This is a genomic window from Streptococcus suis (assembly GCF_029616525.1).
Classification (GTDB): domain Bacteria; phylum Bacillota; class Bacilli; order Lactobacillales; family Streptococcaceae; genus Streptococcus; species Streptococcus suis_AF.
Window position 1 is genome coordinate 1 of record NZ_JANFME010000016.1, and the last position, 15,110, is coordinate 15,110.

Sequence of the window (15,110 nt, forward strand, 5' to 3'; positions counted from 1 at the left end):
TTAAAAAACGGATTTTGATTGCTTTGAACATAAAGAAAGAGAGAACGAAGTTCGTCATCTCTAGGTGTTAGCTTTTCATCTACCCACTACAGTTGACAAAGAGCCTATTTTTATTCTGTCGTTTCAGTCGCTACTTTGAAAAAATCTTTGTATTTCAAAAGGTAGCCTTTTCCTGTAGATAGGTCATATTGGACCAGTTTGAGTTCTGCTGCAACTTTCGCATCCCGCTCAGCCTGTCCTACTCGGTCCTTATGAAGCACTTCTGTCAAGAGGGCATAGTAAGGACTGACCTTGTTATTGGTCGTCTCCAACATCAGTGCATTCATGTCGCTAGAATTGACCAAATCATAATGGTAGTCTTCTGTTTCAAAATTACTCCACACGAAATAATCTGTCTTGTACTGCGCACTTGGGTCCGTCACGAAAGCAGACTCTGGATACAAACCTGGTAGGTGGTCCCCGTAAAAAACAACTGTCACTTTCTTATTCAAGGTCTTAAGCTGGTCTAGAAAATCCCTTGTTGCCTGATCCGTAAAGGATAGGAGGCGAACATAGCTGGTCAAATTTTCATTTTCCTCAGCCGTGAAGCCCTCACCCGATGCTGTTATACCTGCAGGCTCTAGAGAATTCCACTGAACATGGTTCTGCATGGTAATAGCCGACACAAAGCTGGTATCGGCAGAACGTACCTGATCCAAAATCAAGTCATAGGTCTTCTTGTCACTGACAAAATTCCCCTGATAATCCTCAGCCGTCACAGTAAGAGGATACTTGGCACTATTGAGAGTGTAGAATTGCTCAATTCCCAGCTGCTTATAGATAGAATTTCGGTTGTAACTGGTATCGTAGTAAGGATGGATGGCAATACGATTATCTGCTGGATAGAGGTCACTGATACTTGGCAACTTCTTCATATTTGGCGCCACATCCAGATAGACTGAAGAAATGGATGAGCTGTAATTGTAGAAGGGCAGACCACTATAGACCTGAAATTCGATATTAGCCGTACCACCACCATAGTGGTCACTCTTCATCAAGCCACTGGTAGTCTGGCTCATGATGTACTCAATATTTGGAAGGACATTTTGACTAAGGGTTACACCGGGAATCCGACGCGGGTCAGCCAAACTCTCACTAAGAATGTAGATAACCGTCTGGTCAGTCAATTGACCTGTCCGTTCTGCATTGATTTCCTCAGCCAGAGCGGTATACTTCTTCACAATAGCCTTCATGGTCTTCTCAGAGTAATTCTCAGGCATTTCCATACTGGTCTTGCTGAGTTGCTGCAACCAGAGGAATGAAAGAGTGCGATAACGAGCCACAAAAGCATAGCCCTTCCAGTCTACGTTCCGCCAGTTATTGACCTGAGAAAGAATAGGAATCCAGCCAGCAATCTTATGGTCTTTTTCATTGCGAATAGCCCAACCCATCCCTAAAATTAGGGATACGATGACTGAAACTCCTGCCAGCCTTTTCCAGATAGAAGCGACAATCCTTCCTTGGAAGTACTTCTTGTGAATACGTCGGTAGATAAACACAAGGAGGACTATAAAGACGAGCGATACCAAGACAACACGTAGACTGATAAAGCTGAGAATCATCCCCAAGTTCCCGACCCATTTGAAATCATTGGGGGTCAATGGCTCCGAACGGTAGCGGAATTTGAGAAAATTGGCCGTAACCAAAATGACGTTTAGACTAGCAATCACGGCAACAGATAAGATTTGACGGTTGATAACTAGGCTAATGATGACATTGAGGAAAAAGAGGCAGGCAATCTGGAAGACAATAGCCCCTGGAAAGAGATGACGTGTGAAATAAGAACCCGTTCCGCCAGCCATAGAAGCCTGATAACCAATATGCGACAACATAGCCAGTGCCAAACTGATAAAGAGCATGCTGTGGACATTGGTTCGATTGGCCTTAAACTCTACAAATGCCTTATGAAGATAGCGAAGAAAAATGTAGGTCCCTATAAAATGAATAGGTGCAAACAAGGGTGTCTGACTGAAAAACTCTATGTAAGAACCTTTCTCAACCAAACTCTCATAATGACTATCTTTCCAGTATGATATGGCGAGAGGACTGAGAGAAAGCAAGCTGGTCAAGAACAGATAGCCATCTGGTACCAAGTGATTGGCTGACCACTGGCTTAATTTTTCTCGAATCCCCGTCTTCTTCCGCCACAAAAATGCCAACAATACTGGAAGAAGCAACATCAATAGAAGTTCAAACTGAAAGAGATTATTACGGAAAATATTCCAGGGTTGATACTTCTTGGCATTGAGCCGATAGACCAGGTTGACAAGATATAGAAAACCTAGAAAATAGCCGACATACTTGGCAAAGGTTTTAGTCTTTACAAACTTCTCGTATGTATCAAGCAAGACCAATACATAAAACGTAAAAATAGAATAGGCAAGCAAGGGCAGAGGAATAAACCAGAGCGGGAAAGATACTCCACTTAGCAATAGAGCCCGACCCATCGCCAGCAAAACGGTCATAATCATAACCAGAATAAATTGCTTGCTTGCCTTGGGATTGATTTGTTTCATAACATTTCTCTCTTAGGAAAGATTTGATTTTCTGTAAATAAAGATGTAGTACATCGACCAGACTAGCCATCCAGTCAAGCTAATGGCGATAACAGGGAGTAACCACCATTGTTGTTTGTAGGATAGGACAAGGGTATTCTGCCCTTTTTTGCTGGTAACCGTTGGCACACCGATATCGGAAAGCATCATATCTTCTCTATCTAAAACGGTATCATTCAAAATAAGCTGACTATCTTGGTAAACAATAACTGGTACCGCAGTTTCTTCTGCTTCTGACGCCGTCCAAGTCACCACCAGCTGATTTCCATCAACTTCTTTAGCAAATTCTTGATTTTGTAAAATCACTTGGTCACGATAGGTAAAATAGGTATTATCCGACTCTTCATTGGTCAGATGTCCAGTCTTTTCTGAAAAATCTGGCACATAGTCAGGCGTGGATTTCTGAGCAATGCGGATAAATTCACCCAAGTCTTTAGAATGAAATGAAGCCTGTAACTCTTCCGTCGTCCCGTACAAGGTCGTATGAATTCGTTTTTGCAGGAAAGTATCACTGTAATAATGCCCATTGATTTCCTTATAACTTTCATTCCAGAGGAAACCAACCGAAACAAACAAAGATATAACAGTCAAACCAGAAAATATTTTCTGCATTTTTTCTGACAAGCCAGATACTTGTAGACCTACCACTCCTAACAACAAGGCATTGGCATATAGGAAGAAACGGAAAGGAAATTGGATCAACTCAACTAAGTCGATCCCCTTGCCAGCTACTAATTGCCAAGGGAAGAGGTTGGTCGACAAGATTAAAAATACTGCGTAGGTAAGAGCAAGACCAGCCAGAACCAGCGATTGTTTCTTCCAATTTTTCACTACAAAATAGAGATAGGTCCCAAAGAAAATTGGCAATGGATATGGATAGTAGAGAAAGGCGGTTTTTAGCCATGTGACAGTATTTTGAACAAATTTCTGGTTAACAAATGGTGGCACCAAAGTGTTGGTCGCGTTGATATAAACCAGTGGCAACCAGATATTGATGGTCAGAAGCAAGAAAATTCCTACCGATAGAGCTACTTGCCCAATAATCTTCATTTTTTGGTCTGATTTCCACCAACCAATAAGGAAGAGAACACCATAGGCAATGACCAAGAACAAGGTCGATAGCATATGAACCTGCAACATGAGCCCTACCGCTCCTGCCATGAGGAATATCGGTACTTTTTTAGTCTGTAGGAAACGAACCGCAGGAATCAAACAAAGTGGAAAGAGGGCCACTCCCCAGCTGGTAAATCCTTGAGTTGCCCACCAATACTGGATTGAGTAGGTCGTTACAAAGAAGAGGGACAAGAGGATGGAATGAGCATATTTGACCTTGACCTCACGCATGAGGAAATAGAGGGAGGTCGCACTCAGAGTTCCCAAAAGAAGATTGGACAAAATCTGATAGCGGAACCAGGTCCCACTCAAGAGTACCAAAGCTCCCTGTAGATAGGCAAAATAAGGCCCGTAGAGAGCATTAACAATCCGTCCTGACTGCTGATAGCCATACAAACTGATAATATAGGAGAAATTCCCCTCCTTCATCTGCATAGCCGCATCATAGAAACGATTGTAGTGGAAAATCAAGTCCGCGCCTGTCACCATGCCCTTAGTTAGCAAGTGAGGAACCAATAATAATAAAGAAAAGCCCACAAATAGGCCTAGGGCTACTAAATGGGGATGCTTTTTCAGCATAGTTTTTAACATATAGATACCTTCATAAAAAAAGAGGGAAACCCTCTCTTGTTTTTGTAAATATTCTGCCAATTTGCAGACAATATTTTTCAAAAGTTAGTCACATTTCAGTATAGCAAGCTTTCCACCCACTGTCAACGAACAAGGCAAACAGGAAAACAATTTTCCATTAAAATAAATATTGATTGCGGATTCCTCCACAATCAATACCTACTTATAAACCAACTTCTTGGAGGCTATCAGACAAACGTGCGAAGTCAGCCATAGAAAGTGCTTCTCCACGGACACTGGCTTCCAGCTCTGCTATGCCAAGTGCCTGCGTCAGCTTGTCCTTGACCTCGTCGGACTTACCAAAATGGTTGGTCAGGTTGTTCCACAGGGTCTTGCGGCGGTGAACAAAGCTGGCCTTGGACACCCGGAAGAAGAAATCCTCGTCCTTGACACTCACCAAGGGTTGCTCGCGGCGAACCATTTTAAGAATGGCGGAGTCCACGTTTGGAGCGGGTACAAAGACGGTGCGAGGCACGATAAAGGCCACCTTGGCAGTCATGTAGTACTGGACTGCAATGGACAGACTGCCGTAAGCCTTGGTGTTTGGCTCGGCAGAAATGCGGTCGGCCACCTCCCGCTGCATCATGACCACGAACTCGCTGAAAGGAATCTTGCTCTCAATCAGGTGCATGAGGATGGGAGTAGTGATGTAGTAAGGCAGATTGGCCACGACCTTGATAGGCAGGTCAGGATTCTTGAAATTCTGAATCTGGGTCTGCAGGTCGGTCTTGAGGATGTCTTGGTTGACCACAGTCACATTGTCAAAGCGACCCAAGGTGTCTGCCAAAATCGGAATCAGGCGGTCGTCAATCTCAAAGGCCATGACCTCAGCAGCACTCTCCGCCAAAAACTCGGTCAAGGCTCCGATTCCAGGACCAATCTCGATGACATTGACATTTTGATCAATCTCTGCCGTGTCCACAATCTTCTGTAAAATATTGGTATCGGTCAAAAAGTTCTGACCGAAGGATTTCTTAAAGGTAAACCCGTGGCGTTCAAGGACGGCACGAGTAACGTTTTTGTCTGCGATTCTCATTTATTTTTCTCTCTAACAATATTTGATATCAATTTCTCACATTATAATTCATCATGAAAAAGATACATTTCAATAAAATCTTCATTGGTTATGTCTCTCTTCAAATAATAATTTTGATAATGTACCTGAACAATAGGACTCTCTATTCGCAACATTTCATCTACTGATTGAATTCCTGACATGTATATCATTTTAACAGAAATATCTTTATCGTTCCTATCTATTTCAAATCTCTGTATATAATTGCTAATATACTCGTAAACCGTATCGTAATCAATTGTATCGGAATGACCAAATAAATCAAATGTATTAAACAAGAAGACAGCTTCTCGGAAAAAGTCCAATCCCTCTCTTTTCGGCAAATAACTATGCCTAGTTATTACCTTTACAGAAAAAACATTAGCAGTAACTTGATGATGTTGCATCCATAACCTCCCTAAATTTAACCATTTATCAATCCCATACTATCAATTTTGAAACTTACAATCATGTAAACTCTCATCCTCCCAAACAAGGATATCAGCCGGCAGCAAGTAGGTCACTTCTTCATAAGATGAATAATTTTCATAAGAAGGTTCAAACTCGTTTTTAACCAAGCACTTAACAGCGTAGACCCTATCCATGATAGCTCCCCATCACTTCCTCAACTTCCGCCAGACCAATCCCAAACAATTCCAACCGTTTCAGTAACTGTTTACCATTGCAGTAGCCGATACGGAGCTTTTCTCCCAGATACTCCCTCCGCTTGCGGCTGTCGCCACCCATAAGCAAGCCAAGGCGCATCAGGTCTGACTTGCTGATGTCAAAGTTATGTTCATCATCATAGTAGCCACGAACGCCCGCTAGGGCCTTTTCCAAGTCTTCAAAGCTGGCGTGCTCAATGCCCAAGGACCGCCCTTTTGTCTTGGACTGGGGCCGAGCCTCGTCCCGCTGTAAAAAAGCGTGTTTGACCGTGGGAATGGCCTGCATAATGATCTTTCGAATCCGCTCGCCATTGTAGTCTGGGTCGGTAAAGACAATGACGCCACGCAGGTTATGGAGTTTCTCGATGCGTTCTAAGTCATCGTCTGATATGGCAGAGCCTCTGGTTTCGTAGGTATCCACCTCGTAAAACCGCTTCAAGTTTGCCGTATCGTCCTTGCCCTCGACAACGAGGACTTCTTGTATCTTAATTTTCTGAGTCAATTCTGAACAAACTCCTTGCATTCTCGTAGGTCGCTTTCGCCACTTCTTCGACCGACTGGTTGCGAAGCTGGGCCAGCATATCCACCACATATCGGGTGTAGCCGGTGCGATTTTCCCGACCACGCTTGGGAACTGGGGCCAGGTAGGGTGCATCCGTCTCGACCAGGATTTTTTCTAGGGGCAATGCTTGCGCCGCTTCCTGAAGTTCAACGGCTTTTTTGAAGGTCACCACTCCCGAGAAGGAGATGTGCATGCCCAGGTCCATGAAGGCCTGAGCCTCCTCCAGAGTGCCAGAGAAGGAATGCATGATACCTCCGCGCGGACCAACGCCGACTTCCTTGATGATCTGGTAAGTATCTTCCAAAGCATCGCGAGTATGAACCACAAAGGGCAAATCCAACTGCTTGGCCAGCTCCATCTGTCGCTTGAAAACACGAGCCTGGGTTTCCTTGTCCGCTGTCATCCAGTAGTAATCCAGTCCAATCTCGCCCAAGGCAATGACCTTAGGATGTTTGAGTGCCTCAAGCAAGTAGCTTTCTACTTCCTCGTCATAGGTGCCAGCCTCTGTCGGATGCCAGCCCAGTGTCAGATAAATTTCAGGGTGCTGGTCAGCAAGCTCCATAGCCTTGTCAATGGTAGCTCGGTCAAAACCAACGACGTTGTGGAGGGTGACCCCCATCTCCTTAGCAAAATCTAATTCTTCTTGGACCCGACCGTCAAACTGCTCGACGTTGAGGTGGGTATGGGTATCAAAAATTTCTATCATCTTACTTCTCTTTCTTTTCTACTTATTATACCATACTTTAGACCTCTAGCTTTCAAGACAGTTCTGTAGAGAATATGCTACAATAATCTGAAAAGGAGAATAAATAATGATTAAACTACTCGCTATTGATATGGATGGAACTCTCTTGGACGATAAGAAAGAGATTTCCCCTCGCAACCAGCAAGCCTTACGTCAAGCCACTGATGCTGGAATAATGGTGGTACTGTGTACTGGTCGACCCTTATCAGGCATTCAACCCTACTTTGACCAATTACAGTTGCCACATTCCCCCTATGCCATTGGCAACAACGGCTGTCTGACCCTTTCGACTGATGACTGGTCAATCCTGTCTTATCAGTCGACACCTCTAGCTCATGTTGAACAATTAGCGAAATTTCTAGAAGAATTCCCTGGTCTTAACCTAGTCCTGTTTACACCTCACGCTAATTATGCACTAGGTAAGGAGCTCAATACAGCTACAAAAAATGATGCTATCATCGAATCTTCTATCCTTTACCATACAGACTTGGAGAATTTTCGCTCCTTGAACATCCCTGTTCTTGTGCCGATTTTTATGGGAGAGGCTGAGGAACTGGATCAACTGCAACTAGCTTACGGTAACCAACTAGCAGAAAACTTCCAACCTGTCCGTAGTTTAGACTACGCTTTTGAAGTCCTTCCAAAAGGAGTTAGTAAGGCTAGTGCCTTGGCTAGACTAACAGAGAAGCTCGGTATAACTCCAGAGGAAGTCATGGCAGTTGGAGATGGGGACAATGATATCCAAATGCTCCAATGGGCAGGGCTTGGCATTGCCATGAAAAATGCAAGTCCATCCCTACTAAAGTTCGCAGATGATATCACAGACAGCCATAATGAATCTGGCTTGGCCAAGGCTATCGAAAAGCATCTTCTCAATGTGAAGTAACGACGAAAAAACCAGCAGACTCGAGTTTCTGCTGGTTTTAGTTGTATTCTTATGCTACTGTAAGAACTTTACGTCCCTTACGGCGACGAGCTGCTAACACGCGACGGCCGTTTTTAGTTGCCATACGGCTACGGAAACCATGTTTACGTGCGCGACGGATTTTACTTGGTTGAAAAGTACGTTTCACGATGAATACCTCCTCTTAGATTCTTGTATTCGTTTAGCCGGCTAGTTTTGATCAGTTACTAAACATACCAAACTATTTTATATAAATTCTGTTCGTTTGTCAAGCTATTCTGCCATACTTTTAGGAAAGAATCAGAAAATCATTGAAAAAAGAGGACTAGCCTCTTTTTAATCATGATTTCCTTCAATATCTACAACGACATAGCGGTTTGGCTCGCTACCTTCTGAATAGCTTGTCAAACCATCCATTTTAGAGATAATGCGGTGGATAATTTTACGTTCGCTACTTGACATCGGATCTGTATGGTAGGCTTCCTGCTCTGCCAAAACACGTTCTGCCAATTTTTGTGCGTAGCCTTGAAGAACCTCTGCGCGGTGTTCTACATAATCATTCACATTGATTGTGATATAGAAATTACGCTCATAACGGTTGTATAAGAAGTTCTGCGCCAAAAGTTGCAAGGCTTTCAAGACTTTTCCGTGATAACCGATAACACGACCTGGTTCATTGGTATCCACTTGAATATTGATTGTACGGCGATTATGACTTGTATCAATACGCGCCTCAACATCCATATCATCCAGAATTTCTTGTACATAAGCTGTCACTTCCGAAACAACTTGTTCAATATCATACTGGGGCTCTATCTTAATATCTAAATCAGCAAAATTATCTGCTTGATTTTCTGAGACGACTTCTTGATTTACGTCTTCCTTAGCAGATGTTGTTGCATCTGTAGTAGTTAGTAAATCCTCTGAAAGAATTTCAATCCGACCTGTTTCTTCCAAAATCGTTGTCGCTTCTTTTTCATTTTTCAAGATCTGCGCTTTAATATCATCATCAAGCGTTTGACCAGACTTTTCAAATTCTTTCACCGCTGCAACAACTTTTCCTAGGTCAATCGTAGCCTCTGAAACACTTTTTACTGGTTCATTGAGGTCATTAATTTCACTTGGAACGCCACGAACTGCTTTCTGATTAGCCTTAACAACCGTTGTTTCATTGATGACATCAATATCCACAATCGCTGGCTTTTTACCGAAACCAAGGAAACCCTTTTTCTCACGCGCAACCACAGTAATATGTGCTTTTTTTCGAGGAATATTTAGCTCTACCAAGCCATTCTGGATGGCCTCTTCAACACTTGCTCCTGTAAATTTCATCTTCTCTCTCCTAGTTTTCCTATTTCTTTTTCTGTGCTTTTTTCTGTGCCCGTCGAATTTTTGCCTGACGCTCTTTTTCCGCATCAATTTTCGCTTGACGCTCTGCTATTATTTTAAACGGATTATTGAACACCAAGGTTTGAGCAACCTGATAAGCATTTGACACTGTCCAATACAAAGCCACCCCACTAGCAGCTGCCACAGCAAAGAAAAAGATCATCACGGGCATGACATAGGTCATAATTGTCATAGCCATATTCTTCTCAATTGCTGATTTATTGGTCAACCATGAGCTGAGGAATGTAAACACTGCAGCTAGAATCGGCAAAATAAAGAGCGGATCCGGCTCCCCAAGATTTAACCAAAGGAAGTGACCTACTTTCAAGGCTTCAACACGTGTCAGAGCTTGAAAGAGGGCTAAAAGGATTGGCATTTGAATAAAGAGCGGAATCATGGATGCTCTCATGCTGACGCCATTCTCTTTGTAGAGAGCTTGCGTTGCTTCATAGAGCTGCTGGCGACTTTCCATATCCGTTCCTGGATACTCCGCTTGCAACTTTTTCAGCTGAGGTTGAAGCTCCTGCATCTTCCGTGAGGAATTCATCTGTATTTGGAACAAAGGCAACAGAAGGGTTCGAATTAAAATGGTAAAAAGTATAATACCGATTCCAATTTGACCGTTGATAGATAGGAACTGAATAATGCTGGCAAACCAGTAAATTAATCTATCCCACGCATCTGTAGATTGACTGGTCACTGGCCCTGTTCCGCAGGCTGTTAAAACAATTAGAGATGCTACCAGTAGACCTACCCATTTAACTTTCTTTTTCAATCACAACACCTTCCTGGTATAGTTTAGCTAGTTTCAAAACATGGATGAGGTTTTGCTTCATTTCTTGATAGGACAATTCCTCTACACCTTTTCGAGCAATGATAACAAAGTCATCTGCTACCAGTTGATGTTGGCATTCAATTAAGATGTGACGAATCCTGCGCTTAATCTTATTTCGCATCACTGCGTTTCCCAATTTTTTACTGACAGAAAGACCTACCCGGAAGTGATGCTGCTCTTTCGGCAATCGATAGACAACAAACTTCCGATTGGCTACATTTTTCCCTTTTGTAAAAATGTCATTAAAATCTCGTTCACGCTTGACACGATAGCTTTTCTTCAAACCGTCACTCCATCTTTCAAAATTACCTCTATTATACCATAAAATTCAAAAAAGCCAATAAACATACCGTTTAGAGGCCTTTTGAAGCGATTATTTGTGCTTTTGCTTGCTGAATTTGCCAACGAATGGATTCAAATCCAGTTCCACCTAGCGAATTTCTGCGCGAAACTGCTGTTTCAGATTCTAAAGCTGTATAAATATCCGGTCCAATGACAGGCGACAGCTCTTGAAAACGTTCCAAAGGAACATCCTGTAAATAATAGCCTGCCTTGCTACATTCCAAAACCAGTTTTCCAACAATCTCATGCGCTTGGCGGAAGGGCAAACCTTTACTAGCCAAGTAATCCGCTAATTCAGTTGCATTTGAAAAATCCTTCTCTGTTGATTGAGCCATCCTTTCCTTATGGACCGTCATCGATTGCAACATACCCGCCAAAATATCAATCGAAATCAAAATCGTTTCCGCACTATCAAACATGCCTTCCTTGTCTTCCTGCAAGTCCTTATTATAGGTTAGAGGCAGGGATTTCATGACAGTCAGTAGACCAACTAAGTTCCCATAAACTCTACCTGTTTTCCCCCGAATCAGCTCAGCCATATCTGGATTTTTCTTCTGAGGCATGATGGAAGAACCTGTTGAAAAGGTATCGGATAGGGTGACAAATTGGTATTCATGCGAACACCAGTTAATAATTTCTTCACACAAACGCGACATGTGCATCATGAGGATACTGGCATTTGACAGAAATTCCAGGATAAAATCACGGTCAGACACCGCATCGAGAGAATTACTATAGGGTTTGGCAAATCCCATTAAATCCGACGTCATCTGACGGTCAATCGGAAAGGTCGTCCCTGCCAAGGCCGCCGCACCAAGTGGGGATACATTTGTATGCTGCATGTTGAATGCAAAGCGCTCACTGTCTCGGCTGAACATGTTGTAATAGGCTAACAAGTGCTGAGCAAAACTAATGGGCTGGGCATGTTGCAAGTGGGTATAGCCGGGCATGATTGTTTCCACATGCTCCTGTGCAAGGTCTACCAAAATCTGACGTAGGTTGGTCAATTTGTCTACAACTTGAAAGAGGGTATTCCTCAGATAAAGGTGCATATCCGTAGCCACTTGGTCGTTACGAGAACGGGCTGTGTGGAGTTTGCCGGCCACTGAGCCTATTTTCTCCGTCAATAGACTTTCAATATTCATGTGAATGTCTTCATTTCGAATATCAAAGACCAGCTTGCCAGCCTCATACTCCTCTAGCAATTCTTCCAGACCAGCTTGAATGACCTGAGCTTCTTCCTGATTGATAATCCCTGTGGCTCCGAGCATCTTGACATGGGCCAGTGAGCCTTGAATATCATACTTGGCCAATTTTTGGTCAAAGCGAATGGAGGCTCCGAATTCTTCAACCCATTCCTCAAGACTGGCTTCAAAGCGACCGCCCCATAATTTCTTTGCTTCCATACACTCCTACTTTCTAGTCTTTTTTATGAATTTCCGCATTGACCTTGGTTGGTAATCCCCAAAGCTTGATGAAACCGACTGCTGCATCTTGATCAAAGGTATCTGCACTGGTATAGGTTGCCAAATCTTCGTCATAAAGTGAATTTGGAGATTTCCGAGCAACCACTTTGGCTGACCCCTTATACAATTTCACTTTTGCGGTGCCATTAACAACTGCCTGGGTCTGAGCAAGGTAGGCCTTCAAGGCATCTGTCGCAGGGTTGAACCACAAACCATTGTAAATCAAGTTAGAGAGTTCATTTGAAACAATCGGTTTGAAATGCGATACTTCCCGTACCAGGGTCAAATCTTCAATTTCCTTGTGGGCTGTCAGAAGGGTAATAGCACCTGGACACTCATAAATTTCACGTGACTTGATTCCGACCAAACGATTTTCCACGTGGTCAATCCGACCCACACCATGTTTACCAGCAATGACATTGAGTCTTTGAATGAGATTAGCAAGACTTAACTTTTCACCATTTACAGCAACAGGAATACCTGCTTTAAACTCAATATCGACATACTCAGGAGTATCTGGTGCATTTTCTGGAGAAGTAGTGATGCCAAAAGCATCTTCTGGCGCTTCGTTCCATGGATTTTCCAAGACACCACACTCATTGGCACGACCCCAGAGGTTTTGGTCGACTGAGTAAGGACTATCCAGGTCAGCTGGGACTGGTACCCCATTTTCCTTGGCGAAGATGATTTCTTCTTCACGCGCCCACTTCCATTCACGGACAGGAGCCACGACTTTCAAGCTTGGATCTAGGGCTGCAATGGCTACCTCAAATCGCACCTGGTCATTTCCCTTACCAGTACAGCCGTGGGCAATAGTGGTTGCTCCTGTCTTATGAGCCATTTCCACCAACTTTTTAGAAATCAAGGGACGGCTGAGAGCCGATACCAGCGGATATTTTTGCTCATAGTAGGCATGGGCTTGTAGGGCTGGTAGGACATATTCTTGGGCGAATTCTTCTTTTACATCCAATACATGGGACTCAATAGCACCGATTGATAAGGCCTTATCATGAATAAAATCCAAATCCTTTCCTTCACCCACATCCATACACACCGCAATCACATCATAATCTTTTTTCAACCAAGCAATCGCAACAGAAGTGTCTAGGCCACCAGAATAGGCTAAAATCAATTTTTCTTTTGTCATAAGCAATCTCATTTCTTTTTATTTTTATAAAATTTAGTGACTATTATAGTGTATATTTATACTTTTTGCAACATAAATATACAGATTTTGTAAAATTTTTTGTATATTTTCAACTTTCTTTGAAAATGAGCAAAAGAAAAAACTGACCGAAGTCAGCTTTTTAGGATAAAATCTCTTTAATCTGGTCAAAATCCAGACGACGCATTTGCAGAACGGCATCATTAACAGCCTTGACGGTTTCTGGGCTAGCCGTATCGTATGCCTCCATCAAAATACGCGGCACGATCTGCCAAGAAATCCCGAACTGGTCCTTGGCCCAACCGCAAATCTCCGCTTCTGGCACAGCAGACACTTTTTCATACCAGCTCTCCGCTTCTTCCTGACTGTCTACATAGACCATGAGCGAGAAGGCTTCGTTGAATGAAGCTTCGCCTCCGTAGCCGTGGTCCATAGCGATAATTTTTTGGTCTCCGATAAAAAGCTCCGCATAATTCAACTTGGCAGCCGCCACCGCAGCCTCACCTTCGCCGTAGTAGGAAAGTTGACCGACACTAGCCTGAGGGAGCTTGTCCTTGTAGTAGTCCAACATAGGCTGGGCCAAACCAACCTGTTCCTGCGAGAAGAGCAGGCAGATGTCAAACTGATAAGGCTTGTCCAAGTCCGGTGCAAAAGACAGTTGCCAAGACAGACCAAAGCGGTCTTCCAACCAGACATAGTAAGGGCTGAAAGGATATTCTCCCAAAGGCATGAGAATACGACCGCCTTCTGACAAGGCTTGGTACAAACGTGTCACTTCATCCTTGCTAGCTACATTGACCATGAGGGACATGGACTCATTGAGCTTAAAGTACGGACCCGCACTAATAGCCGCCAAGGTCATATCGCCCAGTTGAAACTGAATCAAATCCGAATCACCCGAAGGCGTATCCGTAATCGTGTAGGTCCAGTCAATCTTGCCTCCGAAGAGTTCTACATAGAAAGCCACCGCTTCTTTTGCCTCTGTATCATACCAGAGATGTGGGATAATGGTTTGCATTGATTTCTCCTTTGAGTTAGTAGCCCCAGTATAACACTTGTCCGTACAAAAACAAAACATGTTGCCTTACACTTACAGATGTGCTATACTGAATAACTACAAAATTGACAGGAGAATGAAATGGAAATCTGGAACGCCTACACAGCCGACGGCCAACTGACCGACCACACCCTCACACGCGGAGAATCCATTCCCGACGGCCTCTACCACCTGGTCATCGAGTGCATCATCCGCCACCACGACGGCAGCACCCTCTTCATGAAACGCGACAGCACCAAGCCCTCCTACCCTGACTACTATGAAGCGACAGCAGGAGGTTCGGCTTTGTTTGGGGAAATAGCAGAGCAGGCCATTTTGCGCGAAGTCCGCGAAGAGACTGGTATTGAGCTGACAACTGACCAACTCCGCCACCATACACACTTTGTCGCCCATGACGACCAGTGCATTTTCCACTGCTACTGGGCCGAAACCAATTGGGACAAATCGACCATCCAACTCCAAGCCGATGAAACCAGCAACTACATCTGGGTCCCACAGGAAAAACTGAAAGATTTCCTGGAAACAGAGCTAGTCATTCCAAGGCAGAAGGTATATGTAGAGAGCTTGTTTTTGGAAAGCTAAATCCCCG

The 15,110-nt window shown here is 43.7% G+C and carries 15 protein-coding genes; 2 read left to right on the plus strand and 13 right to left on the minus strand.

The window, feature by feature from the left end:
- Positions 1 to 110 precede the first annotated feature (110 nt).
- From NOL38_RS07240 to NOL38_RS07265, 6 genes are all read right to left on the minus strand, one after another.
- Positions 111 to 2,555 (minus strand): LTA synthase family protein, encoded by a 2,445-nt coding sequence (locus NOL38_RS07240; RefSeq protein WP_277941796.1) that lies wholly within the window; start codon positions 2,553 to 2,555, stop codon positions 111 to 113.
- 12 nt (positions 2,556 to 2,567) lie between these two features.
- Entirely contained in the window at positions 2,568 to 4,298 is a 1,731-nt protein-coding gene (locus tag NOL38_RS07245) for a putative glycosyltransferase family protein (protein ID WP_277941797.1), read from the minus strand.
- Positions 4,299 to 4,500: 202 nt separating this feature from the next.
- The gene (gene rsmA / locus NOL38_RS07250) at positions 4,501 to 5,373 is read right to left on the minus strand and encodes a 16S rRNA (adenine(1518)-N(6)/adenine(1519)-N(6))-dimethyltransferase RsmA (protein ID WP_277941798.1); all 873 of its coding nucleotides are present in this window, start codon (positions 5,371 to 5,373) and stop codon (positions 4,501 to 4,503) included.
- A 41-nt stretch (positions 5,374 to 5,414) separates the two neighbouring features.
- Positions 5,415 to 5,798 (minus strand): hypothetical protein, encoded by a 384-nt coding sequence (locus tag NOL38_RS07255; RefSeq protein WP_277941799.1) that lies wholly within the window; start codon positions 5,796 to 5,798, stop codon positions 5,415 to 5,417.
- A 190-nt stretch (positions 5,799 to 5,988) separates the two neighbouring features.
- Complete coding sequence (rnmV, locus tag NOL38_RS07260) at positions 5,989 to 6,558, minus strand: ribonuclease M5 (protein WP_277941800.1); 570 nt, start codon at positions 6,556 to 6,558, stop codon at positions 5,989 to 5,991.
- Complete coding sequence (locus tag NOL38_RS07265) at positions 6,542 to 7,324, minus strand: TatD family hydrolase (RefSeq protein ID WP_277941801.1); 783 nt, start codon at positions 7,322 to 7,324, stop codon at positions 6,542 to 6,544. The genes rnmV and NOL38_RS07265 overlap by 17 nt, the downstream gene beginning before the upstream one ends.
- A 106-nt stretch (positions 7,325 to 7,430) precedes the next feature.
- On the opposite strand from NOL38_RS07265, the gene NOL38_RS07270 reads away from it, so the two are divergent.
- Positions 7,431 to 8,249: a Cof-type HAD-IIB family hydrolase gene (locus NOL38_RS07270; RefSeq protein WP_277941802.1), complete on the plus strand. Its 819-nt coding sequence runs from the start codon at positions 7,431 to 7,433 to the stop codon at positions 8,247 to 8,249.
- 49 nt (positions 8,250 to 8,298) lie between these two features.
- Here NOL38_RS07270 and rpmH read toward each other — a convergent pair whose 3' ends face one another.
- From rpmH to NOL38_RS07305, 7 genes are all read right to left on the minus strand, one after another.
- Complete coding sequence (gene rpmH, locus NOL38_RS07275; RefSeq protein ID WP_002939016.1) at positions 8,299 to 8,436, minus strand: 50S ribosomal protein L34; 138 nt, start codon at positions 8,434 to 8,436, stop codon at positions 8,299 to 8,301.
- A 167-nt stretch (positions 8,437 to 8,603) separates the two neighbouring features.
- Positions 8,604 to 9,599: an RNA-binding cell elongation regulator Jag/EloR gene (gene jag, locus NOL38_RS07280; protein ID WP_013730624.1), complete on the minus strand. Its 996-nt coding sequence runs from the start codon at positions 9,597 to 9,599 to the stop codon at positions 8,604 to 8,606.
- 19 nt (positions 9,600 to 9,618) lie between these two features.
- Complete coding sequence (locus NOL38_RS07285) at positions 9,619 to 10,431, minus strand: YidC/Oxa1 family membrane protein insertase (protein ID WP_277941803.1); 813 nt, start codon at positions 10,429 to 10,431, stop codon at positions 9,619 to 9,621.
- Positions 10,415 to 10,774: a ribonuclease P protein component gene (gene rnpA, locus NOL38_RS07290; protein ID WP_277941804.1), complete on the minus strand. Its 360-nt coding sequence runs from the start codon at positions 10,772 to 10,774 to the stop codon at positions 10,415 to 10,417. The genes NOL38_RS07285 and rnpA overlap by 17 nt, the downstream gene beginning before the upstream one ends.
- A 70-nt stretch (positions 10,775 to 10,844) precedes the next feature.
- Positions 10,845 to 12,239, minus strand: coding sequence for an argininosuccinate lyase (argH, locus tag NOL38_RS07295; RefSeq protein WP_277941805.1), 1,395 nt, complete (start codon positions 12,237 to 12,239; stop codon positions 10,845 to 10,847).
- Between the two features lie 13 nt (positions 12,240 to 12,252).
- Positions 12,253 to 13,446 (minus strand): argininosuccinate synthase, encoded by a 1,194-nt coding sequence (locus tag NOL38_RS07300; protein WP_277941806.1) that lies wholly within the window; start codon positions 13,444 to 13,446, stop codon positions 12,253 to 12,255.
- Between the two features lie 160 nt (positions 13,447 to 13,606).
- Complete coding sequence (locus tag NOL38_RS07305) at positions 13,607 to 14,482, minus strand: VOC family protein (protein ID WP_277941807.1); 876 nt, start codon at positions 14,480 to 14,482, stop codon at positions 13,607 to 13,609.
- 120 nt (positions 14,483 to 14,602) lie between these two features.
- On the opposite strand from NOL38_RS07305, the gene NOL38_RS07310 reads away from it, so the two are divergent.
- Positions 14,603 to 15,103, plus strand: coding sequence for an NUDIX hydrolase (locus NOL38_RS07310; protein WP_277941808.1), 501 nt, complete (start codon positions 14,603 to 14,605; stop codon positions 15,101 to 15,103).
- Positions 15,104 to 15,110 lie beyond the last annotated feature (7 nt).